The sequence below is a fragment of the Streptomyces sp. NPDC086554 genome, assembly GCF_040686095.1.
Taxonomy (GTDB): domain Bacteria; phylum Actinomycetota; class Actinomycetes; order Streptomycetales; family Streptomycetaceae; genus Streptomyces.
The window spans coordinates 129,237-154,696 of sequence record NZ_JBFBJK010000013.1 but is presented as its reverse complement, the minus strand read 5'-3'; the positions used below and the strand labels follow the sequence as shown (position 1 = coordinate 154,696).

Here is a 25,460-nt window from a genome sequence, read left to right as displayed (position 1 = left end):
GGTCAGAGACGACGTCAGCGACGACAGAGAGGCGACCCACGATGGAGTGGACAGGCGCGTGCTACGCGGACACGCCGACGACCGAGGTGCGCAGGGAGATCGCGGCGTCACCGGAACGCGTGTGGGAACTGGTGGCCGGCATCGGCCTGATGCCCACGCTGAGCGCGGAGCTGCGGTCGGTCGAGTGGCTCGACGGGGCGACCTCGCCGGCGACAGGCGCCCGGTTCCTCGGCCGCAGTGAGCACGAGTCGTTCGGTACGTGGGAGACGACGTCGTACGTCGTGGAGTGCGAGGCGCCGCGCGTCTTCGCCTGGGCGGTCGAGAACCCCGAACGCCCCAGCGCCGTATGGCGGTTCAGCCTGCGGGCGAGGGATGACGGCGGCACCGATCTCACGCAGTGGATGCAGCTGGGACCGGGCCGCTCGGGACTCTCCTACGCCATCGACCGGATGCCGGAGAAGGAACAGAAGATCGTCTTCGTGCGGATGAGGGAGTTCGAGCGGAACATGGCGGCGACGCTGGACGCGATCAAGGAGCTGGCCGAGGGGACGCGGGCCGCCGCGGAGAGGCGGGGCGCCTGATGCGTACGTCGACGACGATCGAGGCGTCCGGGGCGAACTGGCGGGAGACGGCCGACTTCGTCACCGAGGCCGAGAAGCTCGGGATGGACATCTGCTGGGTCGCGGAGGCCTGGGGCGCCGAAGCGCCGTCCCCGCTCGGCTACTTGGCGGCGCGCACGGAACGGATGACGCTCGGCTCCGGAATCATCCAGCTCGCGACCCGGACCCCCGCGGCCATCGCCCGCGCGGCGATCACCCTCTCGAACATCTCGGAGGGCCGCTTCATCCTCGGGCTCGGCCCCTCTGGACCACAGGTGATCGAGGGCCTGCACGGAGTGCCGTTCGCCCGCCCGCTGACACGGATGCGGGAGACCGTGGAGATCGTCCGGCAAGCGGCAACGGGCGAGAAAATCTCGTACACGGGACGGGAGTTCACCCTCCCGCTGCCCGGCGGCGACGCCAGGCCCATGCGCCTGTCGATGCGCGCCGAACACGACCTGCCCATCTACCTGGCCACCCTTTCCCCCAAGATGCTGCGCCTGACCGGCGAGATCGCGGACGGCTGGCTCGGCACCAGCTTTGTGCCGGAGGGCGCGAAGGAGGCGTACTTCGACCACCTGGACACGGGCCTGGCCGCGGCCGGGCGCACCCGCGCCGACCTGAACGTCTGCCAGGGCGCCGAAGTGGCCTTCGCCGACGACGAGGACGCGCTGCGCACGATGGTGGCGGGCCGCAAGAAGGAACTCGCCTTCAGTCTGGGCGGCATGGGCTCCGCCACCACCAACTACTACAACAACGCCTACAGCAGGCAGGGTTGGGCCGAGACGGCAGCCGAGGTCCGCACCCGCTGGCAGTCCGGCGACCGCGACGGTGCGGCCGCCCTGATCACCGACGAAATGGTCCTGGCCACCACGCTCATCGGCACCGAGGACATGGTCCGCACCCGCCTGCGCGTCTGGCACGACGCGGGCGTGGACACGGTCCGCTTCTATCCGGCGGGGGAGAGCCTGGACGCGCGGCTCGCGACGTTGGGGCGGGCGATCGGGCTCGTGCGGGAGGTGGAGCGGGAGCCGGGCGCACCTACCGGGCGATCCGCAGCCGCCACAGCGATGTGATCTCCGCCGCGCGAGCCGCGTGCAGGGGATCCGTGGGGTCGGTGGCCCTGCGGTGGCGGGGTCTGGTGTCCAGGCGGTCCAGGACGTGCAGGCCCGCCGCGGTGATCGCCGACCGGAGTTCGCCGGGGGAGCGCAGGCCGAGGTGTTCGGCGAGGTCCGACATGATCAGCCAGCCCTCGCCGCCTGGCAGCAGATGATCGGCGAGGCCCGTCAGGAAGCCGTGCAGCATGGCGCCGTCGGGGTCGTAGACGCCTTGCTCAAGGGCCGAGTTGGGCTTGGCGGGGAGCCAGGGCGGGTTGCAGACGACCAGGGCGGCGCGGCCCGGTGGGTAGAGCCCGCCGCCGGTGGCGATCTTTACCCGGGGCGTCAGGCCCAGGCGGTTCATGTTGTCGGCGGCGCACTCCACGGCCCGCGGATTGCTGTCCGTGGCCACGACGTGCCGGACGCCCCGGTGGGCCAGGACCGCCGCCAGGACACCGGTGCCGGTGCCGAGGTCGAAGGCCGTCGACCCGTGGGCCGCGGCCGGCAGCGGCGCCTGCGCGACCAGGTCCACGTACTCGCCCCTGACCGGCGAGAACACGCCGTAGTGCGGGTGGATCCTGGCGCCGATCGCGGGGATGTCCACACCCTTCGTACGCCATTGATGTGCGCCGATGACGCCGAGCAGCTCTCGCAGCGGGACCGCCCACGGGCCGCCCTGGGGCGGGCCGTACGCCTCATCGCAGGCGGCGCGGACGTCGGGAGCCCGGCGCAGGCCGAGCGTGTGGTCCTCGCGCAGGGGCACGAGGAGTTTGGCGAGAACGCGGGCACGGTGGCCTGCGGCCCGGCGGTGGAGGTGGAAGGCCGCCGTCGGTGAGGAGGCGGGGGCAGGAGCTTTGCGGGCAGGGGCTACGCGGGCAGGGGGTTTGCGGTCGATGCGGCGGCCCATCGCGCGCAGCATCTGGCGCGCCTGCTGGAAGTCGCCCTGCCACAGCAGTGCGGTGCCTTCGCAGGCAAGACGGTGGGCGGTGGCGGCGCTCAGCCGGCCGTCGGCCGGGACGACACGGCGGGGCAGCGGCATTCCGGTCTCGGAGCGCCAGCGGGCGGTGTGCTCGGCATCGGCGTCGATCCAGTGGATCCAGTGGGTCTCGGACACACATACTCCTCAGAGGGTGAACGTGCGGGGCACGAACAGCACTTCGACGAGGAGCGGGAGTGGTGGAGAGGGCCCGGGAAGGGCCGGGCAGTGGGCTCAGCGGAGCCGCGGCTCCCGCGTCGAAGTGCGGGAGGCGTCGCCGAGCACCAGACCGGGCGGCACTGTGCCGAGCGTCATCACCGGCTCCTTGAGGAGAGGGGGAGTGGGGCCGGGTGAATGTCTCATACGGGACGACGCGCGGGCAATCGCCTTTTTCGGCCCCGGGTGCCGCCCCGGCACACCCCTGACCTGCACACGCGATGATCGTCAACTGGCGTATTTGCAGGGCCTGTTGGCGTGGCGACCTCAACGATCTACCCTGGGAGCCGCCTTGAGGGGGGTCGCATGAGCGGACGTGTCGAGCACACCCGGAACAGCGGACGGCAAGCACCTGCGGGGAAGGGTGAGCGGGTCGCCGACTGGGCGGACGGCCGCCTCGGCATCAACTCCCTGGCCAAGACCCAGATGCGCAAGGTCTTCCCGGACCACTGGTCCTTCATGTTCGGCGAGATCTGTCTCTACAGCTTTCTGATCCTGATCCTCACCGGGATCTATCTGACCCTCTTCTTCGAGCCGAGCGGCGCCGAGGTCGTCTACGACGGTGTCTACACGCCGCTCAAGGGCATCCAGATGACCCGGGCGTACGAGTCCACGGTCGACATCAGCATGGAGGTGCGCGGCGGTCTGCTGATCCGGCAGATCCACCACTGGGCCGCGGTCGTCTTCGTCGCCGCGATGCTCGTGCACATGATGCGGGTGTTCTTCACCGGGGCGTTCCGCAAGCCGCGCGAGCTCAACTGGCTGTTCGGCTGGACGCTGTTGTTCCTCGGGATCATCACAGGACTCACCGGCTACTCGCTCCCGGACGACCTGCTCTCCGGCACCGGCATCCGCTTCGCGCAGGGCGCCATCCTGTCCGTCCCGGTCATCGGGACGTATCTCTCCTTCTTCCTCTTCGGCGGGGAGTTCCCCGGCGACGACATCATTCCGCGGCTCTTCAGCGTGCATGTGCTGCTGCTGCCGGGCATCATGCTGGGGCTCGTCGTCGCCCATCTGATCCTGGTCTTCTACCACAAGCACACGCAGTTCGCCGGGCCCGGCAGGACGGAGAAGAACGTCATCGGGGCGCCCTTCCTGCCCATCTACATAGCCAAGGCCGGCGGCTTCTTCTTCCTCGTCTTCGGTGTCCTCGCGGTCATGGGCGCGGTCGCCACCATCAACCCCGTGTGGGCGATGGGGCCCTACCGTCCCGACCTGGTCTCCACGGGAGCCCAGCCCGACTGGTATCTGGGCTTCTCCGAGGGGCTGATCCGGGTGATGCCCAGCTGGGAGATCAACGCCTGGGGGCACACCCTCGAACTCGGCGTCTTCATCCCCTTCTCGCTCTTCCCGCTGATCATGGTGGCGATCGCGGTCTATCCGTTCATCGAGGCCTGGATCACCGGCGACAAACGGGAACACCACATCGCGGACCGGCCGCGCAACGCGCCCGTGCGCACCGGTCTCGGCGTGGCCTGGCTGACGCTGTTCGGCGTACTGATGATCGGCGGCGGCAACGACCTGTGGGCCACCCACTTCCATCTCTCCATCAACGCGATCACCTGGTTCGTGCGGATCGCCTTCTTCGCAGGCCCGGTCATCGCCTTCTTCGTGACCCACCGATGGTGCATGGGCCTGCAGCTCCGCGACCGCGAGAAGGCGCTCCACGGGCGGGAGAGCGGCACGATCAAACGGCTGCCGCACGGCGAGTACGTCGAGGTCCATGTGCCGCTCTCGCAGGGCGAGTTGTACACCCTCACGGCGCACGAGCAGCCCAAGCCCTACGAGATAGGACCGCTGGTCGACGCGAACGGCGTGGCCCGCAAGGTCACCCGGGGCGAACGGCTGCGGGCGCGCCTGGGACGGGCCATGTACGGACCTTCGGCTCAGGTGCCCAAGGCGACCCCCGAGGAGTACCTGGAGATCCAGCAGGGCGGTGACTCCCACCACTGACGGGGGGCCGATCGTCACGCGGCGGCGTCGCTGCGGTTAGCCTCGGGTGGTGAACCAAGTGCCGGAGAACACACCGAAGTTGTACGCCGTCAGTGATCTGCACGTGGCGTACGACGAGAACCGGAAATTCCTCGATTCCCTGCGCCCGCAGACCGACGAGGACTGGCTGATCGTCGCCGGGGACACCGCCGAGCGCCTGGCCGACGTCGAATGGGCGCTGCGCACCCTCACCGACCGGTTCGCCAAAGTGGTGTGGACGCCGGGGAACCACGAGCTGTGGACCCACCCCAGCGACCCGGTCAAGCTGCGCGGCGAGGCCCGCTACCGCCATATCGTCGAACTCTGTCGGGAGTTGGGCGCCGCGACGCCCGAGGACCCGTACCCCGTATGGCGCGGCGCGGGCGGCCCGGCCACCGTGGCCCCGCTCTTCCTCCTCTACGACTACACGTTCCGCCCCGATGGCACCCACACTAAACACGAAGCCCTGGAGGCCGCCCACGCGGCGGGCGTCGTCTGCACCGACGAGATGCTGCTGCACCCCGACCCCTACCAGGGCCTGGACGACTGGTGCCGTGCCCGCGTGGCATACACCGAGGAACGCCTGGCCCAGCGGCCGCCCGGCCTGCCCACGGTCCTGATCAACCACTGGCCCCTGGTGCGCGACCCCACACGGATCCTGCACTACCCGGAGTTCGCCCTGTGGTGCGGCACCGAACTGACCGCGGACTGGCACGTCAAGTACGACGCGGCAGCCGTCGTCTACGGCCACCTCCACATCCCCCGCACCACCCGTCACGACGGCGTCCGCTTCCAGGAGGTCTCCGTCGGCTACCCACGCGAATGGCGCCGCGACCGCCACCCCGACCCGAGGCTCCGCCAGATCCTGCCGGAGCCGCACGACGGTACCTGACGCTCAGCGGAGTCCTGCCGCGCCCAGTCGTACGGCCTCCATGCCCAAGCCCGATGGAGGCCTGAGCGGCCCGCGTGAGAGGTACTCCTCGCGGTAGCGGCGGCAGTCGCGGTGCCAGGTGTAGATGCCTGCCATCCAGTTCTCCAACTCGCGTACGTAGCCGTCGAGGATGCTCCGGGTCTCCTGCGGGAGGTCGAAGTCGTCGTAGAGGACGGGGAGTTCGTGGGTCACCGTGTGCTGGAACTGGCTCAGGCGTGACTTCATCAGGTCGTCGATGATGCCGAGAGCCGTCGGGTAGTCGCAGTCGAAGAAGTTCTGGACGACGAGGACGCCGTTGTGCACCTCGCCCTCGTACTCGATCTCCTTCTGGTACGAGAAGACGTCGTTCATCAGGGCGGAGTAGTCGCCGGCCGAGTTCTCCAGGTTCTGCATCGGGCCCGTGCGGTAGATCTCCTGCGGGACCTGCGGGCCGTTGCCCAGGCGGCACAGGCTCATCGTCAGCGGGGCGCCGAAGGTGAGGCGGCGCATCTCGATGTAGTCCACGGGGTCGGGGATGCGGTTCATGGCCTGGTTGTCCAGTTCCCAGAGCCAGCTTTCCGTCATGACCTCGATGGATGTGCGGAGCGTGCGGCGGGCATCCGCGTCCATCGGTTCGGCCGTGCGTTGCCACAGGTCCGCCAGGCCGCGCTCCAGTGCGTTCGTCGGCACCGGCATGTCGGCGAAGTCCAGCGGCATGAAGAGGGAGAGCCGGTCGTTGCAGAGCTTCGCGCCCGCCAGGTCGCGGGGCCTGCCGAAGACCACCGGGAAGTAGTCGTCCCCGTACGTGCCCCAGGTCAGCCACTGCGAGCCCAGATCCAGGGCTTCCAGGTCCGCGTCGGGGTGGAGGCCCGCAGCGCAGAGCGGGAAGTCGTAGCCGTACAGCTTGTGCGCGTCCCAGATGTCCGAGCTCACCACTCCCAGCTGGGGCTCCAGCATGCCCATCCGCGAAGCCCACTCCACACAGCGCGGGCGCGCCGCCTGGAGGTGGGGCGAGAGCGTCGTCCTGTAGGGGAGGTTGAAGTCCGGGAGGAGAGAAGGACCGACCCGTTGGAAGGGGATGTGCGTGTGGCCGCGCAGCCGCTCCGCGCCCGAGGCCGACAGGAGCGCCTTGATCCCTGCGGCCGACGTGCCGAGGCCCGAGGGGCCGGAGAGCGGCGAGGCCGCGGCGGCGATCTTCTTGTTCATGTAGCGGCTGGAGACCATGTGCCACTCGTGCCCGCCGGACTGCCAGTCCTGCAGCCCCTTGGCGTACGCCAGGACGTCCGCGCACTCCTTCGCGGGGAGCCCGGTGGTGGCGAACAGTGGGGCCAGTTCGGTGAGCGTGGTGCTCTCGAACTGCTGCATCCGCGAGGTCAGGAGATCATTCACGGCCTCCGCCGCCTCCTGAGTCGTGCAGTTCAGAAACTTCTCAAGGACCAGGACGCCATTGGAGAGTTCGCCCTCGTCCTCGATCTCCCGCTGGTACGAGAACAGGTCGTTGCGCAGGTGGACGGCGTCGGCGAACGTCTCCTTGAGGACCCGCAGCGGGCGGGACTCCGCGACGGCGGGCGGCACTTCGGCTCCCGTCGCGTACTCGATGAGCCCCGCCGACCAGGGCGCGCCGCCCACCTTGCGGCGCATCTCGATGTACTCGACGGGGTTCGCGATCCGCCCCTCGTTGATGTTCGAGAGCTCCCACAGGGACTCGTTCAGCAGGTTCTTCGTGCTCTCGGCGAACCGTTCCCGCCAGCCCTGCGACATGTGCGGCACCGTCCGCGCCCAGAGATCCGCGAGCCCCGCCTCGACCGGGTTGGTCGGCTCCGGCACGGGCGTGGACAGGTCCATGGGCATGAACGCCGGCAGCCGGTCGAGATAGGCCTTGCCGCCCTCGCGGTCCTGGGTGCGTTTGAAGAGTTCGAGGAAGTGGTCGTCGAAGAAGAACACCCACACATACCAGTCGGTGACCAGGGACAGCGCGGTGCCGTCACAGTCGGGGTGGGTGTACGCGCACAGCAGCGGATAGTCGTGGGCGTCCAGATCGCTCTCCTCCCAGACGCCCGAGCCCTCCAGCATCCCCATGTCGCGTGCCCACTTCTTGGAGTGCGCCTTGGCCTCTTCCACGTGCGGATTGAGGCGGGCGGGATGAACCATGTAGAAGCTGGGCAGGTCGAACGGCTGCGACATACGGTCAATTTCTCCTCGCGCGGCGGCGTATGGGCAGCTCAGCACTACCCCCTGCGGCGCCGGAGGATGCGGTGGCCGCAGGGGCGTCACACCATTGCGTGATGCACGGGGTTCAAACCCAGTTCACGGAGCAGGTAGCGGGATCGCCCGGTGTGCCGTCGGGGGCGACCGGGGTGAGGGCCAGCTCCGTGGCCGCCTCGTTCCCGTGCCGCCGCAGCGACTTCACGTAGTAAACCTCGTCGTAGATCCGCCCGAGCCACTCGTCCCCGCGGCGCAGGTCGTAGTACCAGACCTGTCCGGGGTCCGCGATGCGCCAGGAGAGGAAGACCTCGGCGGTGCGGCCGTCGTCGACGTACGCGGTGTCGACCTGAAAGGCCTTGGGGCATGACGGCGCGATGAACTCGCCGTCCCGCAAGGCGAGTTCACCGAGGTGGACAGGCGATGTGGCACGCACCGCCAGTGCGGCGATCGTGCGGTCGCGGAACTCCGCGAGGGGGTGGGTGGACGTGTGCCATCCGGCGCCGGTGCCAGTTCCGGTTTCGGCAGCCGCCCCCGTCGCCAGCCACACGAAGCTCTCCGGAGCGTCGGCGAAGACCAGCCCCACCTCCAGCGCGTCCGCGCTCCCCGCGTACGTCACCGAGACCGTCTCCGCGCCCGTGCGCACCATGAGCTCCGTCTTGTAGAGGCGGACCGTCGCGCCGCCCGGAAGACGCAGCGAGCAGCCGCCGTCGTACGCCCGCGTGTAGTCGAAGTCCGGCGGCGCGTCCCCGCCCTCGGACCAGAACTGCCAGGTGGGCAGGATGTCCTGGACCGAAGCGTTGTACCAGTCCGCGTCGCTCGCCCGGCGCCCCGCCAGGAAGAAGCCGCGGCCGTGCCCGGTGTTGAAGCGGGTGACGAAGGGGAACGCGCCGATCACCGAGCGCTCGGTGACGTAGTGCGCCACGCCGTCCCACTTGAGGTGGTTGCCGGGGTCGGGGGCGCCGGGCTCGTGGGTCAGGCTGCGGCCGGTCCGCGTGGGATCGCAGGACGGGCCCGACCAGTAGCGGCGCTCACGCTCGAAGACGGCGTCCTGCGCGTCCGGGTCCTCGCGCCCGGGATGCAGCTCCCAGACGAAGTGCGAGCCGAAGAGCGCCCAACTGGTGTGCGCCGGACGGCCTTCGGGGAAGACCAGGCGCGGGTCGTATTCAGGATCGAAGCCGAACTGCTCGTTCTCCGTGCCGTGGAAGACCGCCTCGTACGGGTCGCGGCCGAGCCGCAGCGCCGTGGCCCGGGAGGTCTCGACCCCGGCCTCGGTCATCCAGTAGTTGGCGAAGAAGCTGTCGGCGCCCGCCTCCAGCCAGGAGGCGTTCTCCTCGTTCAGGTGGTTCAGGTAGTCGAGCCCGCCGTCCGGCCGGATCGTGTCGTACCACTGGAGGTGGAAACCCTCCGGAGCCCTGGACCGCAGATATCCAAGGAGCTCGCGCAGCCGTTTCGCCTCGTCCGGCGGGGTCTCGGCCTCGTGATTGATGAAATAGCCGTCGAACCCGAAGTACGCGGCCATCTCGATCATTTTGTCCGCCACCGGGTACGAGCCGTCCGCGCGCCGTTCGAGATACGGGGCGAACTCGCCCGGCCGCGGCCAGAACCAGCAGCCGAGGCTTCTGACGCCATTGCGGTGCGCCGCGTCCGTGTAGGCAGGATTGGGCGGGTTGATCAGGCCGTGGACCGGTTCGGTCACCGGCGATCCGTCGACGGGCAGACCGTGCCAGGAGCCGTAGAAGTCCGTGTACTGCCAGAAGCGGAGCAGCCGGCGGGCGAAGGAGTCGTCGTACTTCCGGGCGGTGAAGAACGCCCCGTCGTAGTCGTTGCACAGGTTCATCACCTGGGCGCCGGTGGGGAGTTCGGGCCGGGCCTGGGTGGCGGGGAAGGGCACGATGCGGGGAGCGAGCGGAACACGTGAGCGGAAGTAGCGGGCCCAACGGTCGGACCGCGGGCTCCAGTTCTTCAGCGCATCGGCGTCGTAGCCGTGCATGAAGGGCTGATGGCCTGGTTCTGGGCTCATCCGGGTGAGAGTGAAGCAGAAACGCGCCCTCGTCAATACCCGTAACGGCACCGGAATTTGTATTCTCACACCCCCTTGTCGCGGGCATCTTTAGCGCTTTAGCCTGCTCGCCCTCAAGCGCTTTAGCCAGGCGTCGTTCCATCAACGGTCCATCAACGGCCAGTCAGCGGTCAGCCAACGGTCAGTCAACGCGAGGGGAGGTCACGCATGCGTCGCACTCCGGCACGGCGCCCCACCATCAAGGACATCGCCGTGCGGGCCGGTGTCTCGGAGAGCGCCGTCTCCTTCGCGCTCAACGGGCGGCCCGGAGTCTCCGAGTCCACCCGTGACCGGGTCCGCCGGGTCGCCGAAGAGCTCGGCTGGCGGCCGAGCGCCGCCGCGCGGGCACTCTCCGGGGAGGGCTCGGGCACGGTCGGGCTCGTCCTGGCCAGACCGGCGCGGACGCTGGGCGTCGAGTCGTTCTTCCTCCAGCTCGTCTCCGGCATTCAGGAGGTGCTCTCGCGCCGCAGGCTCGGGCTGCTCTTCCAGGTCGTCGAGGACATCGACGCGGAGTGCTCCGTCTACCGCCGCTGGTGGGCCGAGCGCCGTGTCGACGGCATGCTCGTCGTGGACCCGCGGGGCACGGACCCCCGGCTTCCACTCCTCGACGAACTGGGACTGCCCGCGGTCGTCGTGGGCACCCTGCCGGAGCCGCACACCGACTACCCCGGCATCTCCAACCTCTGGGCCGACGACGCCCTCGCCATGGCCTCCATCGTCGACCACCTGTCCGCGCTCGGCCACCGCCGCATCGCGCACATCGCCGGGCTCCCCGAACTCACCCACACCCGGCGGCGCATCCGCTCCCTGCGGGCGGAGGCCGACCGGCGCGGCCTGACCCACGTGCACTCGCTCACCACGGACTACTCCGACGCCCAGGGGGCCGAGGCCACCCGCCGGGTCCTGGCGGGGGAGCGGCGGCCCACTGCGATCGTCTACGACAACGACGTGCTGGCCGTCGCCGGTCTCGGTGTCGCCGCCGAGCACGGCATCTCTGTACCCGCCGACCTTGCGATCGTCGCCTGGGACGACTCCGTCCTCACCCGATCGACCCATCCCGCGCTCACCGCCCTGGTCCGCGACACCGCCGTATACGGCGGGCACGCGGCCGAGCAGCTGATCGCCCTCCTCGACGGCGGCCCCGCCGTCCGCGTCCAGGACCAGCTCCCGCACCTGGAGGCGCGCGGCAGCACCGCGGCCCGCGCCGCCCCCTGAGCACCGCCCCCCCCACGCATCTCCCCGCATTCAGACAACGTTGCCAATGCTGCCGATCCGGAGGTATCAACCCGCCATGAAGTGGACCAGACTGGGCGTCACGGGCGCGGCCGCTCTCGCGCTCGCCGTCACCGCAGGCTGTTCGGCGACCCCCACCGCCTCCGGCGGCAAGGGCACGGACTCGCTGACCGTGAACATGGGCTTCTCCGGCAACACCATCGCCCGCAACTTCAGCCCGTTCTCGGTGAAGGCGAGCCAGGGCACGTTCGGCTTCCAGTACGAGCCGCTGTTCTCCTTCAACAACCTCCAGGGCGGTAAGTTCGTCCCCTGGCTGGCCACCGAGTACGCCTGGTCCGACAGCGGCAAGAAGATCACCATCGATCTCGACAAGCGCGCCAACTGGAGCGACGGCACCGAGCTGACCGCCAAGGACGTCATCTTCGCCCTGGAGTACGTCACCAAGCAGGACCTGCCGGTGGACTGGCGGTTCGAGTACGAGAAGGCAACCGCGACCGACGACCACACCGTCGTCATCACCTTCGACACCCCCGGCTACGCCCGCCTGCGCAACATCGGCTCCATCCGCCCCGTCCCCGCCAAGATCTGGAAGGGCAAGGACGGCAAGACCTTCACCAACCCCGACCCGGTGGCGAGCGGCCCGTACAAGCTCAAGCGGTACGCGGCCCAGCAGCTCACCTTCGAGGCCAGGGACGACTACTGGAAGCAGAAGGTGCCGGTGAAGACGCTGAAGGCGCCGGTCGTCTCCTCGTCGTCCGAGATAGGAAAGCTGCTCAGCGGCGAGGTCGAGTGGAGCGGCGGCGCCGTCCCCGACGTGAAGAAGAGCTACGTCGACAAGGACCCGGAGAACCACCACGCCTGGTACCCCACCTACGGCGGCACGTACATGTTCTTCAACCACAAGAAGGCGCCGTTCAAGGACGTCCACGTCCGCAAGGGCCTCTCGCTCGCCGTCGACCGCTCCGAGCTCGCCGACCTCGGCAACCCGGGCATGCTCAAGCCGCTCAACCTCACCGGCCTCGACAGCAGGACGCAGGGCAAGTGGATCGACGGCACGTATCAGGACGCCGATCAGCCCAAGCCCGAACTGGCGGCGGCGGAGAAGGAGTTCGCCAAGGCGGGATACGAGAAGAAGGACGGCAAGCTCGTCGGCAAGGACGGCAAGCAGCTCAGCTTCACGATCCTCGAAGTGACCGAGTTCGCCGACTCCATCCAGCGGGACAAGGTCCTCGCACAGCAGCTGAAGAAGGCTGGCGTGAGGGTCGAGGTCCAGCCCATGCCGAGCGCCCAGCTCGACACGGCGCGCCAGCAGGCCAAGTTCGACGTCCTGGTCGGCGGCGCCGTCTTCTACAACACGCCGTACAACTTCTACCGGGACATGCTGCACAGCGACAACGTCGGCATCTGGACCAACTACGGCCACTACAAGAGCGCGAAGGCCGACGGCATCCTCAAGGAGATGGAGCGCGCGGGCGACGACGCGACTATCAAGAAGCTCTCCGCGAAGCTGGAGAAGCTGATGATCGACGAGGTGCCCGCCGCCCCGCTCATCACCAACGGCGCATCAGCCCAGTACAACAGCAAGAACTGGACCGGCTGGCCCGACGAGAAGAACCCCTACGCCATCCCCACGCCCTGGGCGGGCCCCACCGACATGGTGCAGACGATCCTGTCCCTCCGCCCTGCGAAGGCGAGTTAGGCGGATGACGGCCTCCTCCGGAACGGTGCCTCTCGTCGCGGCAGGGGAGAGCCCGAAGGAGCGGCCCGCGCGCCGGTTCCGGCTCGGCGCGGCCCGCTACTTCGTGCAGCGCCTCGGCTTCTACCTGGCGGCCGCCTGGATCGCCATCACGCTCAACTTCCTGCTGCCCAGGCTGATGCCGGGCGACCCGGCGTCCGCGCTCATCGCGCAGATGCAGGGCCGCTCGGCCCTCTCCGGCGAACAGATCGCCAGCATCTACCGGCTGTTCGGCGATCCGGGCGAACCGCTGTGGAGCCAGTACGTCACCTACCTCGGGCAGGTCGCGCACCTCGACTTCGGGCTCTCGGTGGCGTTCTTCCCGACACCGGTGTGGGACGTCATCAGCGCGGGCCTGCCGTGGACGATCGGTCTCGTCGGCATCACCGCCGTCCTGTCCTTCGCCATCGGCACGGCGGGCGGCATCATGGCGGGCGGCCGCGCGGGCTCACGGATCGACTCGGTGGCGACACCGGGCGCCATGTTCCTGGGCGCCCTTCCCACCTTCTGGATCGCGCTGCTCTTCGTCCTCGTCTTCGGCTTCCAGCTGGCCTGGCTGCCGACGGGCGGCGCGTACGACGGGGACCTGACGCCGGGCTTCAACTCGGAGTTCATCGGCAGCGTCATCAGCCATGCGGCCCTGCCCGCGCTCACCATCGCGCTCGGCTGGTCGGCCACCTGGTACATCGGCATGCGGAACATGATGATCACGACGGTCTCCGAGGACTACGTCCTCCTGGCGCGCGCCAAGGGCCTCGGCAAGAGCCGGGTGATGTTCCGGTACGCGGCCCGCAACGCGATCCTGCCGAGCGTCGCCGGGTTCGCCATCAACATCGGCAACGTGGTCGGCGGACAGCTCCTGGTGGAGGCCGTCTTCGCGTATCCCGGCGTCGGCTATCTGCTCTACCAGTCCGTTGCCAGCGTCGACTACCCGCTGATGCAGGCGCTGTTCCTGATGGTCTCGCTGTCGGTGCTCGCGGCGAACTTCCTCGCCGACTCCGTGTACGGCCTGATCGACCCACGGGCCAGGGAGGGCCGCGCATGAACCTCACTCTCAGGAGCTTCAAGGGACGGCTTCCGGAGAACCGCAAGGTGCGGGCCGGGATCGCGATCCTCGTGTTCTTCGCACTGTTCGCGCTGGCCGGACCCTTCCTCGTGGAGGACGTCTTCGGGCTCTCCGCCACCGCCATCCACACCGCCGACGGCATGCAACCACCGTCCGGATCCCACGTGTTGGGTACGACGGCGACCGGCGAGGACGTCCTTGCCCAGCTCGTCGTCGGCAGCCGCGTCTCGCTCCTGGTGGGCCTGGTCGCCGCCGTCATCTCGACCACCCTGTCGGTGCTCGTCGGCGTCGCCGGCGGCTATCTGGGCGGCACGGCGGACGCCCTGCTCACCGCGGGCACGAACATCGCCCTCGTCATTCCGAGCCTGCCCCTGCTGATCATCGTCGCGAGTTACGTCAAGGGGCGCGGCGGCTGGCTGACCGTGGCCCTCATCATCGGCCTGACGTCCTGGCCGTGGGGCGCCCGGGGCAAACGCGCGCAGACGCTCTCGCTGCGCCGCCGCGACTTCGTGACCGCCGCCGAGATGACCGGCGAGTCCCGCTGGTGGATCATCACCCGCGAGCTGATCCCCAGTATGGCGCCGCTGATCTCGGCGAGCTTCCTGTCCGCCGTGGTCCTCTCGATGTTCGCCGACGCCGGGCTCTCCTTCATCGGCCTCGGCAACATCAACCTCACCAGCTGGGGCTCGATGCTCTACTGGGCGCAGAACGCGTCGGCCCTTGCGCGCGGCGCCTGGTGGTGGTTCATCCCGCCCGGCGCGTGCATCGCCGTCATCGGCGTCGCGGCGGGCCTCATCAACTTCGGCATCGACGAGATCGCCAACCCCCGCCTCCGCAAGCCGCGCCGTGCCGTGCGCCGCCGGGCAGCGGCGGCCGCCCTGCGCACCACCGAGGAGGCACGATGAGCACGCCGGACGACACCACGGACGTGCTGCTGCGGGCGCGCGGCCTTCGCGTCGACTACTTCGACCAGGCCGAACCCGTCCACGCCGTACGCGACGTCGACCTCACCCTGTACCGGGGGGAGACCCTTGGGATCGTAGGAGAAAGCGGCTGCGGCAAGTCGACGCTGGTCACGGCCCTCACCCGGCTCGAGCGGCCGCCCGCCGTCACCACGGCGGGCACGGTCCACCTCCATGGCGAAGGCCCGCCGGTCGACCTCCTCAAGCTCACCGAACGTGAACTGCGCGCCCTGCGCTGGGAACGCGTCGCGATCGTCTTCCAGAGCGCCATGAACGCGCTCAACCCGGTGCACCGCATCGGCGCACAGTTCGCCGACGTACTGCGGCTGCACCGCGGCCTGTCGAAGGCCGACGCCTGGCGGCGGGCGGGGGAGCTGCTCGGCATGGTCGGCATCCCGGCCGACCGGGTGCGCGCCTACCCCCACGAGCTGTCCGGCGGCATGCGGCAGCGTGCCACCATCGCGCTCGCGCTGGCCTGCGAACCGGACCTCGTGGTGATGGACGAGCCGACGACCGCCGTGGACGTGGTCATGCAGCGCCAGATCCTGCGCCAAGTGGCACGCCTTAAACGCGAGTTGGGGTTCTCCGTCATCTTCATCACGCACGACCTGTCGCTGCTCATCGAGATCGCCGACCGGATCGCCGTCATGTACGCGGGCCGGGTCGTCGAGACAGGACCCGCCCGACAGCTTTACGCCGACCCCCGACACCCCTACACGGCCGCACTGCGCGGCGCCTTCCCGCCGCTGCACGGACCGCGCCGCGAGATCACCGGCATCCCCGGCTCCCCGCCCGGCCTGCGGCACCCGCCGACGGGCTGCCCCTTCCATCCGCGCTGCCCGAAGCGGTTCGACCCCTGCGACGAACACATACCCGAGCTGCTCGCCACGGCGGGCGGCGAGGTGGCCTGCCATCTCCACGGCGGGCTTCAGGAGCAGCAGCACGAGCCGAGGAGCACCAATGTCCCTGGGTGAACCGGTACTTGAGGCCCGCGAGGTAACCAAGCGCTTCCCGCTGCACGGCCCCGGTCAGCACGGCAAGGTCGTACGCGCCGTCGAACCCACCACCCTCGCCCTGCACCAGGGCCGCATCACCGCCCTCGTCGGCGAGAGCGGCAGCGGCAAGTCGACGCTCGCCCGGCTGCTCGCGCTCGGCTATCCGCCCAGCGAGGGCGAGATCCGCCTCGACGGAGCCCCAGTCGTGGCGGCCCGCTCGGCCAAGGGCAAACGGGCGTACTACCGCCAGGTGCAGATGGTCTTCCAGGATCCCTTCTCCTCGCTGAGCCCCGTGCACCGGCTGCGCTACATCCTCGGCCGCCCGCTGCGCCTGCACGGCCACGCACGCGGCCGCGCCGAACTGGAGAAGGCGGTCATCGACCTCCTGGAGCGGGTCAACCTCACCCCCGCCGACCAGTTCATCGACAAGTTCCCGCACGAGCTGTCCGGCGGCCAGCGCCAACGCGTCGCCATCGCCCGGGCGCTCGCCGCCCGCCCCAAGGTGTTGCTCGGCGACGAACCGGTGTCGATGCTCGACGTCTCCATCCGCCTCGACATCCTCAACCTCCTCGGCAGACTCCGTGACGACGAGGGTCTCGCGATCCTCTACATCACCCACGACATCGCGAGCGCCCGCTACTTCGCCGACGAGATCAAGGTCCTCTACGCGGGACAGCTCGTCGAATCGGGCCCCGGCGACGCACTCGTCGAACACCCCCGGCACCCCTACACACGGCTCCTGTTGGAGTCCGCGCCCGACCCGGACCGGGGCGGACTGCTCGACGAACCCGAGGTCCTCGACGACGAGGAGACCCTCGGTGAGCCGCCCAGCCTGGTCGACCCGCCGGCCGGCTGCCGGTTCCATCCGCGCTGCCCCATCGCCAGACCGGTGTGCGCCACCGCCTTCCCGCCGCGCACCCACTTCGACGACGGGCAGTGGACCCACTGCTGGAGCTACGACACTCGCTACGACGAGGAGAACTACCAGTGATGCAGCCGTGGTTCACGGACTCCAAGCTCGGCATCTTCCTCCACTGGGGCATCTACAGCGTGGACGGAGTCGCCGAGTCCTGGTCCTTCTTCCACGACCAGGTGCCCTACGACCGCTACATGGCGCAGCTCGAAGGCTTCACCGCCTCCGCGTACGACCCCGAGGCCTGGGCGGACCTGTTCGTCCGCGCGGGCGCCCGCTACGCCGTCCTCACCGCCAAGCACCACGACGGGGTCGCCCTGTGGGACACCGCGGCCAATGACCTGTCCGTCGTCAAACGCACCCCCGCGGGCCGCGACCTCATCTCCCCGTACGTCGCCGCCCTGCGGGCCCGCGGCATCAAAGTCGGCCTGTACTACTCGCACTTGGACTGGTCCCACCCCGACTACGCCACCGTGCGCCCCGATGGCCAGGACCCCGACGAACGCGGCAACCGCTACTCGATGCCCGCCGTCGGCGAGGAGTCCGAGAAGCGGTGGGCGGACTTCCTCGCCTTCCACCGCGCACAGGTACGGGAACTGCTCGAACGGTTCGAGCCCGACCTGCTCTGGTTCGACGGGGAGTGGGAACGCAGCCCCGAGCAGTGGCGGATGGCGGAACTCGCCGAGGAGATCCGCGCCCTGTCTCCGCACACGGTCGTCAACGGCCGCCTCACCGGGCACGGCGACTACGCGACGCCCGAGCAGGGCGTGCCCATCGAACCGCCCACCCAGCCATGGGAGTTGTGCCTCACCGTCAACGACTCCTGGGGCTACCAGCCGCGGGACGACCACCACAAGTCGCCCCGGCAGCTGGTCCGCATCTTCGTGGAGGCCATCGGAGGCGGCGGCAACCTCCTCCTCGACGTCGGCCCGAAGGAGGACGGCACGCTCCTTCCCGAGCAGACCGAGCGCCTCGAAGCGCTGGGGGAGTGGACGTCCCGGCACACCGACGCCGTGTACGGCACGGAGCGCGGCCTGCCGCACGGCCACTTCTACGGCCCCTCGACCCTCTCGGCCGACCGCCGCACCCTGTATCTGTTCCTCTTCGACCGGCCCAACGAGTACGTCGTCCTGCGCGGCGTACGCAACGCCGTGACGTCCGCACGGGTCCTCGGCAAGGGAGTCGAGGCCCGCCACGAGCGGGTCGGCGGCCTCGGCGACGTACCCGGCTGGGAGTACGTCCATGTGAGCGACGACCAGCTCGATCCCCTCTGCACCGTGCTCGCCCTCGAACTCGACGGCGAACTGGACCTGTACCGAGCGCATACGCGCGACTGAGCGCTCGAGCGCTCGAGCGCTCCGCTGGTTATGCGGTTCATTCACTGCGGGCCGGTGGGGGCTGGTCGCGCAGTTCCCCGCGCCCCTACGGGCGCCGCGCCCGGCGCGCCCCTCCTCACCCCACCCGCACCCCCCATCCCGAAGTTCGGAGGCCTTATGCCCCGCACCACACGCTCTCTCAGACCGCGGACGGCGCTTCTCGCGCTCGCCGTCCTCGCCGTTCCCCTCGCCCCGGCGGCGGCCGCCGCGCCGCCGTCCACCCAAGTCGCTGAGGAGGAAGCCGTGACCGGCCGGCTCCCCGTCGTGTCCCCGACCCCGCAGCACATGGCCCGCGCGGGCGACGACGTGCCGCTCGCAGGGCGTGCCGAACTCGTCGTCGGCGACGGCACGGACAAGGCCGCCCAGGGCCGCGTCACGGAGATCCTGCGCGCCCATGGGGTCGGCGACATCGACGTACGGACGAAGGCGTCGGGCAGTGCCCCGCTGACCCTGCTGCTCGGCCCCGCGACCCGCCCCGACATCGCGAAGGCTCTCGGCGAGACCAAGGTGCCGGAGCAGGACGAGGGTTACGCGCTGCGGGCCGCGAACCGCACCGTCGCGCTCGGCGGCACGGACGCGACCGGGCAGTTCTACGCGGCGCAGACGCTCGGTCAGCTCATATCGAGGGGACGGATCGCCGGGGCCGAGATCTCCGACTTCCCGTCCATGCCGCTGCGCGGCAGCATCGAAGGGTTCTACGGTCCGCCCTGGACCGAGGCCGAACGCCTCGACCAGATGGACTTCCTGGGCGACACCAAGGCCAACACCTATGTGTACGCGCCCAAGGACGACCCCTACCACCGCGAGAAGTGGCGCGAGCCCTACCCGGCGGACAAGCTCGCGGAGCTGGGCAAGCTCGTCGACCGCGCGACCGCCAACCATGTCCGCTTCACCTTCGCGGTCTCGCCCGGCGGGTCCATCTGCTACTCGGACCCGGCGGACGTCAAGGCGCTGACCGCGAAGCTCCAAGCGCTGTACGACCTCGGCGTGCGGTCCTTCTCCGTTCCGCTGGACGACATCAGCTACACCAAGTGGAACTGCGAGGGTGACAGGACGAAGTTCGGCGAACCGGGCCGTGGCCCGGCGGCGAAGGCTCAGGTAGGTCTCCTCAACACCATCCAGCGGGACTTCATCGCCCAGAAGGAGGGCGCCAATCCGCTGCAGATGGTGCCCACCGAGTACGGCGACCTGACGGACACCGCGTACAAGCAGACGATGCGGGCCGAGCTCGACGGCGCGGTGGAGGTGATGTGGACGGGGACCGACGTGGTCCCGCCGGAGATCACCAACGCGCAGGCGGAGAAGGCGGCCGAGCTGTTCGGGCGGAAGGTGTTCGTCTGGGACAACTACCCCGTCAACGACTTCGCGCGCACGGCGGGCCGGCTGCTCCTCGCCCCCTACGACAAGCGGGAGGCGGGCCTGTCCGGCCACCTGAGCGGCATTGTCTCCAACCCGATGAACCAGGAGGCGGCGAGCAAGCCGGCCGTCTTCACGATGAACGACTTCTCCTGGAACGACCGGGGGTACGAGCGGGCGCGGTCGGCGCGGCAGGCTGCGCTGTATCTCGCCGGGGGCGATGAGCGGGTCGCGGACGCGGTGCAGACGTTCGTGGATCTCAACCATGCGGCGCCGACGTTCGGTGAGTCGAACTGGCAGCCGCAGTCGCCCGTGCTCGGGCCGAAGCTGGACGCCTTCTGGAAGCGGTACGAGAGTGATCCCGCGGGGGCGGTGCGTGCGCTGCGGCCCACGGCCAAGTCGATTGAGGGAGTGCCGGGCGTGCTGCGGGCCGGCGTGCCGGATTCCCTGTTCCTCCATGACGCGAAGCAGTGGCTCGACGCGACGGAGCTGTGGGGTTCCGCCCTGCGGCACGGGCTCGCGGCGTTGACTGCCGCGCAGTCGGGCGACGCGGACGCTGCGGCGAAGTCGCTCGCCGCGATGGAGGAGGCCGCGGGGCGGGCCTCCTCGATCCAGGTGGACCCGGCGGAGCACCACCAGCACGGTCCGGTGAAGATCGCGGATCCGTTCCTGGAGGAGTTCGTCAAGGGGGTGCAGGAGAGGGTCTAGCTCTGTGGTCCGCCGCGGGCCGGTGGAGGGCTTCCCTGTCCCGCCGCTCCGCGGCGGCTCCTGTTGTCTCCGCTGTCCCCGTTGTGGGCAGGCGTTCCGCACGGCGGAACGGGTGGGCACAACGCCGGTGCCGGGTGCCGATGGGAGGGGCGGTGGGCCCGGGGTGCGGACCCTGCCGGGTACGGAGAGACATGTGCGGTAACTGATACGTCAGTCAGAGGCGCAATTGCTGGGTACAGCCGACTGCGGGCCCACCGAGATTGCGGTCAGCGCAACGCGAAGGTACCGTGCCCGGCATGCAGCAAGACCCCGAGGTGGCGGACCGCGTCCGCAAAGTCATCGCCGACGCCGGCACGACCCAGCGCGAATTCGCCCGCCGCATCGTGATGGACCCCTCCAAGCTCTCCCGCTCCCTCGGCGGCACCCGCCGCTTCACCGCCGCCGAACTCGCCCGCATCGCGGACACCGGCGGCGTGGACGCGGGCTGGCTCCTGGGCACCCAGACGACCACGCCCCCCGCGAAGCGCGAACGCACCGCTGTCCCGGACGGCGGCCGTCCCCTCCAGATCGTCCGCGAGACCGTACGACTCGTCGCGGAGCGCGGCTTCCACGCCGTCCGAGTGGCCGACATCGCCGAGGCCTGCGCCACCAGCACCGCCGCCATCCACTACCACTTCCCCGGCCGCGACGACCTCCTCGAAGCCGCCGTCCGCTGGTGCATGGACGAGGACACCGCCCGCCGCGCGGCACGCGTCGCGGACGCCGCCGACGCCGCCGACGAACTGCGCCAGCTGATCGAGCTGCAGACCCCCCGCACCGCGCAGCAGCGCTGGCAGTGGAGCGTCTGGCTCGACCTGTGGGCCGAGGCCGCCCGCTCGACCGCCGTCGGCCGCCTGCACGCCGACTATTACCGGCAGTGGCGCGCCACCGTCGCCGACGTCATCCGGCGCGGCGTCGACCAGGGCGTGTTCCGCCTCGTCGATCCGCACTCGGCGGCGCTCAGACTCACCGCCCTGATCGACGGCCTTGCGACGCAGGTGCTCGCCTCGACTCCCGGCGACGACGGCACGTCCGCCGACGACATGCACGAGGCGCTTCTCGTGTACGTCGAGTCGACGCTGACCGCGCCCCGCCCGCGGAACTGACCGCGCGCCACTTCACGAACGTACGCATCAATGAACACCGGCACCAACGCCAACACAAACCCAGACACAAACCCAGACCCCCCAAAGTCCCCTACTCCAGGGAGAGTTCACCATGCCCGTGAACCAAGACGTCATCATCACCGCCGCCCTCACCGGCGCCGGCGACACCGTCCGCAAGAGCCCGCACGTACCCGTCACGCCCGAGCAGATAGCCAAGTCGGCGGTCGAGGCCGCCGACGCGGGCGCCGCCGTCGTGCACATCCACGTCCGCGACCCCGAGACCGGCGACCCGTCGCGCGACCCCCGCCTGTACCGCGAGGTCGTCGAGCGCATCAAGGAGACCGGCACCGACGTCGTCATCAATCTGACGGCGGGCATGGGCGGCGACCTGGTCATCGACCCGGTCCAGCCGCTGAAGGAGCTCGGTGAGCTGCCCGGCACCGACCTCGTCGGCGGCATCGACCGCCTCCCGCACGTCGAGGACCTGCTCCCCGACATCTGCACCCTGGACTGCGGCTCCCTCAACTTCGGCGACAACCTCTACATCTCCACGCCCGACATGCTCCGTCAGGGTGCCAAGCGCATCCAAGAGCTGGGCGTGCGACCCGAGTTGGAGATCTTCGACACCGGCCAGCTGTGGTTCGCCAAGCAGCTCCTGGCCGAGGGCCTGCTCGACAACCCCACCGTCTTCCAGCTCTGCATGGGCATCCCGTGGGGCGCCCCCGCCGACACGGGTGTCCTCCAGTCCATGGTCAACATGCTCCCCGAAGGCGCCCAGTGGGCCAGCTTCGCGCTCGGCCGGATGCAGATGCCGTGGGTCGCGCAGTCGATCCTGCTCGGCGGCCAGGTCCGCGTCGGCCTGGAGGACAACCTCTACCTCGGCAAGGGCAACAAGGTGACGAACGCGCAGCTCGTCGAGCGTGCCGTGCAGATCACCGAGAACCTCGGTTCGCGTGTCGCCACGCCGGACGAGGCGCGCCAGAAGCTGGGCCTCAAGTCCCGTTAGGCGTTCCCCTTCGGGGCACTTCCCCGCACCCCGCGCAGCAAGAAAGGACCCCCCTCATGACCACCACGACCACCCCCGAAGAAGTACGCCGCGTCGCCTGCGTAGGCGCCGGTGTCATCGGCGGCGGCTGGGTCGCGCACTTCCTGGCCCGTGGCTATGACGTCACCGCCTGGGACCCCGCGCCCGACGCCGAGCAGAAGCTGCGCCGCCTCGTCGACGCCGCCTGGCCCGCGCTCACCCAGCTCGGTCTCGCCGAAGGCGCCTCGCAGGACCGGCTCACCGTTACCGCCACCCTCGAAGAGGCCGTCGCCGACGCCCAGTTCGTGCAGGAGAGCGCCCCCGAGAAGCTGGAGCTCAAGCGGGATCTGCTCGCCAAGCTGGACGCCGCCGCGCCCGCCGGAGTCGTCATCGCCTCCTCCACCTCCGGCTACCCGATGACCGACATGCAGACGGAGGCGGCCACCCCCGGACGCCTCGTCGTCGGACACCCCTTCAACCCGCCGTACCTGATCCCGCTCGTCGAGGTCGTCGGCGGGGAGCGCACCGACGCCGAGGCCGTGACCTGGGCGTCCCGCTTCTACGAGATCGCGGGCAAGTCCGTCATCACCATGAAGGACGAAGTCCCCGGCTTCATCGCCAACCGCCTCCAGGAAGCCCTGTGGCGCGAGGCCCTCCACATGGTCGCCAACGGCGAGGCAACGGTCCAGGAGATCGACGACTCGATCACCGAAGGCCCGGGCCTGCGCTGGGCGTTCATGGGCCCGATGCTCACCTTCGCGCTCGCGGGCGGCGAGGGCGGCATGGCCCACATGCTCGACCACTTCGGCCCGTCCCTGAAGTCTCCGTGGACGCGCCTCGAAGCGCCCGAGCTCGACAAGAAGCTGTACGACGCCGTGGTCGCGGGATGCGACGACGCGGCGGACGGCCGGACCATCGCCGACCTCGTCGCCGAGCGCGACCAGGGAGTCATCGACGTACTGCGGGCGACGGGCCGCCTGCCCCAGCAGCGAAAGGAAGCCAAGTGACCGACAGCACCGCCCAGTTGCCGCTTCTGCGCCGCACCGTCCGGCCGGAGTGGATCGACTACAACGGCCACATGAGCGAGGCCTTCTACGTCCTCGTCTTCGGGTACGCCACCGACGCCATGATGATCGAGACGGGCCTGCACGCGGGCTACCGCGAGTCCACCGGCTGCTCCCTCTACACGGTCGAGGCGCACATCCGCTATCTGAACGACGTCGCGGAGGGCTCTCAACTCGTCATCCGTACCCGCATGTTGGGCGCGGACGCGAAGAAGGTGCGCTTCACGCACGAGATGTACGTCGTCGAGAACGCGGATGCCGAACCCGCCCCGGACGCCACCCCCGTGGCGACGACGGAGCTGCTCGCGATCCACGTGGACCAGAACGCGGGCCGTGCCGCGCCCTTCCCGGACGAGATCCGCGAACGCCTCACCGGCCTCGCGGAACCGGCCCCGGAATGGGCCGGCCGCTCCATCGCCACGGTGGGCGGCTGAAGGCGGTCACGCGGGCGGCGGTGCGCCGACGCCCAGCAGGGCGAGGAAGGCGGCGGCCGCGGGAGACGGGGTGAACCGGCTCCAGACGAGGTGCTCCACCCGCACCGGACCGTTGGTGACCGGGACACCGCGCACGCCCGGCAGTTCGGCGGCGAACGCCGCGGGCAGCAGGGCGATGCCGAGGCCGTGGCGGACCATCCTGGCCATCAGTTCGACGCCGGACACCTCGAAGGCGACCTCGCGGCGCAGCCCGGCCGCCGCGAACGCCTCGTCCGACTGGGCACGGGCGGCGCTGCCCGCGGCGAAGTCCACGAACACCTCATCGACGATGCGGCCGAGGTCCACCTCGTGCTCCGCGGCCAGCGGGTGGTCAGGGGCGACCACGGCGACGTGCTGCCCATGGGCGAGTTCCAGGTCGTGGACGCCCTGTGACCGGAACCCGGGCTGCACGCCGAGGAACGCCGCGTCGAGGCCGCCGTCGCGTACCTGCTCGACGAGCCGCTCGCTGGCGCCGGTCCGCAGGCTGATCCGCACCTGGGGGTAGCGCAGGCGGTAGTCCCGCAGCACCGCCGCGAGATCGACGGCCGTCACAGTGGGGATCGAGCCGATGACCAGCGTGCCCCGTATCTCGCCGGTGGCCGCCGCCACCTCCGCCCGAGCCCGCTCGGCCGCTTCAAGCGCCTGGCGGGCGGCCGGCAGGAACGCCTCACCCGCGGCGGTCAGCCGGACCCTGCGGCTGGTCCGCTCGAACAGCCGGGCACCCAATTCCTTCTCCAGCCGGGACACTTGATGGCTCAGCGCGGACTGGACGACATGGCACCGCTCGGCGGCACGGGTGAAGTTCGCGGTCTCCGCCACCGCGAGGACGTAGCGCATCTGCTGGAGCTCCATCTGATCCATCGTGAAACACGATGGATCAGATGACAAGCATGTGTTGGACCGATGGGTTCAGGGCGGGCGATGCTGAAGTCACCGAGATCAACGGCTTCGGCGCCCCCGGCGCCCCGACCCCGCGGAGACACCCCATGCGCGTGATCGCCTTCGACCACCTCGTCCTGAACGTCGCCGACATCGAGCGTTCACTCGCCTTCTACACCGGCCCGCTGGGACTTGAACCGGTACGGGTGGACGAATGGCGGGCCGACAAGGTCCCCTTCCCTTCGGTGCGGGTGAGCCCCACCACCATCATCGACCTCGTCACGGCGCCCGCCGGAGAGCCGGTGGGCAGCAACGTCGACCACATCTGCCTGGTGGTCGAACCGCTCGACTGGCAAGAGGTCATCGATTCCGGCGTGTTCACGGTGGTGGACGGTCCCGGCAAGCGCTTCGGCGCCCGGGGCACCGCGATCTCCCTGTACGTGCAGGACCCGGACGGCAACACCGTGGAGCTGCGCTGGTACCCGAAGGAGGCCTGAA

22 protein-coding genes are annotated in these 25,460 nt (G+C 69.8%); 17 read left to right on the top strand and 5 right to left on the bottom strand.

Going from position 1 to position 25,460, the window contains the following annotated elements; genetic code table 11:
- Positions 1-41 precede the first annotated feature (41 nt).
- Together AB0O76_RS22885 and AB0O76_RS22880 are read left to right on the top strand one after the other, a co-directional pair.
- Entirely contained in the window at positions 42-581 is a 540-nt protein-coding gene (locus AB0O76_RS22885) for an SRPBCC family protein (RefSeq protein WP_365494202.1), read from the top strand.
- Positions 581-1,675: an LLM class flavin-dependent oxidoreductase gene (locus tag AB0O76_RS22880; protein WP_365494199.1), complete on the top strand. Its 1,095-nt coding sequence runs from the start codon at positions 581-583 to the stop codon at positions 1,673-1,675. Before AB0O76_RS22885 ends, AB0O76_RS22880 begins: the two co-directional genes overlap by 1 nt.
- Here AB0O76_RS22880 and AB0O76_RS22875 read toward each other — a convergent pair.
- A complete protein-coding gene (locus AB0O76_RS22875) occupies positions 1,641-2,810 on the bottom strand; it encodes a class I SAM-dependent methyltransferase (protein ID WP_365494196.1) in 1,170 nt (389 codons plus the stop codon). The genes AB0O76_RS22880 and AB0O76_RS22875 overlap by 35 nt on opposite strands.
- Before the next feature lie 96 nt (positions 2,811-2,906).
- A complete protein-coding gene (locus AB0O76_RS22870) occupies positions 2,907-3,035 on the bottom strand; it encodes a hypothetical protein (RefSeq protein ID WP_365494193.1) in 129 nt (42 codons plus the stop codon).
- 159 nt (positions 3,036-3,194) lie between these two features.
- Between AB0O76_RS22870 and AB0O76_RS22865 the strand changes: the two genes are divergently transcribed.
- Both AB0O76_RS22865 and AB0O76_RS22860 read left to right on the top strand, forming a co-directional pair.
- On the top strand, positions 3,195-4,841 hold the full coding sequence (locus AB0O76_RS22865) for a cytochrome bc complex cytochrome b subunit (protein ID WP_365494190.1): 1,647 nt from the start codon (positions 3,195-3,197) through the stop codon (positions 4,839-4,841).
- Positions 4,842-4,899: 58 nt separating this feature from the next.
- Positions 4,900-5,751: a metallophosphoesterase gene (locus AB0O76_RS22860; protein WP_365494453.1), complete on the top strand. Its 852-nt coding sequence runs from the start codon at positions 4,900-4,902 to the stop codon at positions 5,749-5,751.
- 3 nt (positions 5,752-5,754) lie between these two features.
- Here the strand turns inward: AB0O76_RS22860 and AB0O76_RS22855 are convergent, their stop codons facing one another.
- Together AB0O76_RS22855 and AB0O76_RS22850 are read right to left on the bottom strand one after the other, a co-directional pair.
- The gene (locus AB0O76_RS22855) at positions 5,755-7,953 is read right to left on the bottom strand and encodes a terpene synthase family protein (RefSeq protein WP_365494187.1); all 2,199 of its coding nucleotides are present in this window, start codon (positions 7,951-7,953) and stop codon (positions 5,755-5,757) included.
- A 112-nt stretch (positions 7,954-8,065) separates the two neighbouring features.
- Positions 8,066-9,994 (bottom strand): hypothetical protein, encoded by a 1,929-nt coding sequence (locus AB0O76_RS22850; RefSeq protein ID WP_365494184.1) that lies wholly within the window; start codon positions 9,992-9,994, stop codon positions 8,066-8,068.
- Between the two features lie 207 nt (positions 9,995-10,201).
- Here AB0O76_RS22850 and AB0O76_RS22845 point away from each other — a divergent pair, with 207 nt between their 5' ends.
- The 12 genes from AB0O76_RS22845 to AB0O76_RS22790 all read left to right on the top strand — a co-directional run bounded on the left by AB0O76_RS22845 (position 10,202) and on the right by AB0O76_RS22790 (position 24,044).
- Positions 10,202-11,248, top strand: coding sequence for a LacI family DNA-binding transcriptional regulator (locus AB0O76_RS22845; protein ID WP_365494181.1), 1,047 nt, complete (start codon positions 10,202-10,204; stop codon positions 11,246-11,248).
- 76 nt (positions 11,249-11,324) lie between these two features.
- Positions 11,325-12,965 (top strand): ABC transporter substrate-binding protein, encoded by a 1,641-nt coding sequence (locus AB0O76_RS22840; protein ID WP_365494178.1) that lies wholly within the window; start codon positions 11,325-11,327, stop codon positions 12,963-12,965.
- Positions 12,966-12,969: 4 nt separating this feature from the next.
- Positions 12,970-14,046, top strand: a complete 1,077-nt coding sequence (locus AB0O76_RS22835) for an ABC transporter permease (protein WP_365494175.1) — start codon at positions 12,970-12,972, stop codon at positions 14,044-14,046.
- Positions 14,043-14,972, top strand: a complete 930-nt coding sequence (locus AB0O76_RS22830; RefSeq protein WP_365494172.1) for an ABC transporter permease — start codon at positions 14,043-14,045, stop codon at positions 14,970-14,972. The genes AB0O76_RS22835 and AB0O76_RS22830 overlap by 4 nt, the downstream gene beginning before the upstream one ends.
- Positions 14,969-16,003 carry an ABC transporter ATP-binding protein gene (locus tag AB0O76_RS22825; protein ID WP_365494168.1) on the top strand — a complete coding sequence of 345 codons (1,035 nt, stop codon included), beginning with the start codon at positions 14,969-14,971 and terminating at the stop codon, positions 16,001-16,003. The genes AB0O76_RS22830 and AB0O76_RS22825 overlap by 4 nt, the downstream gene beginning before the upstream one ends.
- Positions 15,990-17,015, top strand: coding sequence for an ABC transporter ATP-binding protein (locus tag AB0O76_RS22820; protein ID WP_365494165.1), 1,026 nt, complete (start codon positions 15,990-15,992; stop codon positions 17,013-17,015). The genes AB0O76_RS22825 and AB0O76_RS22820 overlap by 14 nt, the downstream gene beginning before the upstream one ends.
- Positions 17,015-18,274, top strand: a complete 1,260-nt coding sequence (locus tag AB0O76_RS22815) for an alpha-L-fucosidase (RefSeq protein WP_365494162.1) — start codon at positions 17,015-17,017, stop codon at positions 18,272-18,274. The genes AB0O76_RS22820 and AB0O76_RS22815 overlap by 1 nt, the downstream gene beginning before the upstream one ends.
- A 156-nt stretch (positions 18,275-18,430) precedes the next feature.
- Complete coding sequence (locus AB0O76_RS22810) at positions 18,431-20,377, top strand: beta-N-acetylglucosaminidase domain-containing protein (protein ID WP_365494159.1); 1,947 nt, start codon at positions 18,431-18,433, stop codon at positions 20,375-20,377.
- A 296-nt stretch (positions 20,378-20,673) separates the two neighbouring features.
- Positions 20,674-21,522 (top strand): TetR/AcrR family transcriptional regulator, encoded by an 849-nt coding sequence (locus AB0O76_RS22805; RefSeq protein ID WP_365494156.1) that lies wholly within the window; start codon positions 20,674-20,676, stop codon positions 21,520-21,522.
- A 112-nt stretch (positions 21,523-21,634) separates the two neighbouring features.
- Positions 21,635-22,528: a 3-keto-5-aminohexanoate cleavage protein gene (locus AB0O76_RS22800; RefSeq protein WP_365494153.1), complete on the top strand. Its 894-nt coding sequence runs from the start codon at positions 21,635-21,637 to the stop codon at positions 22,526-22,528.
- Positions 22,529-22,584: 56 nt separating this feature from the next.
- Positions 22,585-23,553 (top strand): 3-hydroxyacyl-CoA dehydrogenase NAD-binding domain-containing protein, encoded by a 969-nt coding sequence (locus tag AB0O76_RS22795; protein WP_365494150.1) that lies wholly within the window; start codon positions 22,585-22,587, stop codon positions 23,551-23,553.
- Positions 23,550-24,044, top strand: coding sequence for a thioesterase family protein (locus AB0O76_RS22790; protein ID WP_365494147.1), 495 nt, complete (start codon positions 23,550-23,552; stop codon positions 24,042-24,044). The genes AB0O76_RS22795 and AB0O76_RS22790 overlap by 4 nt, the downstream gene beginning before the upstream one ends.
- Positions 24,045-24,050: 6 nt before the next feature.
- Here the strand turns inward: AB0O76_RS22790 and AB0O76_RS22785 are convergent, their stop codons facing one another.
- Positions 24,051-24,935 carry a LysR family transcriptional regulator gene (locus tag AB0O76_RS22785; RefSeq protein ID WP_365494144.1) on the bottom strand — a complete coding sequence of 295 codons (885 nt, stop codon included), beginning with the start codon at positions 24,933-24,935 and terminating at the stop codon, positions 24,051-24,053.
- 134 nt (positions 24,936-25,069) lie between these two features.
- Here AB0O76_RS22785 and AB0O76_RS22780 point away from each other — a divergent pair, with 134 nt between their 5' ends.
- Complete coding sequence (locus AB0O76_RS22780) at positions 25,070-25,459, top strand: VOC family protein (protein ID WP_365494450.1); 390 nt, start codon at positions 25,070-25,072, stop codon at positions 25,457-25,459.
- Position 25,460: the final 1 nt, after the last annotated feature.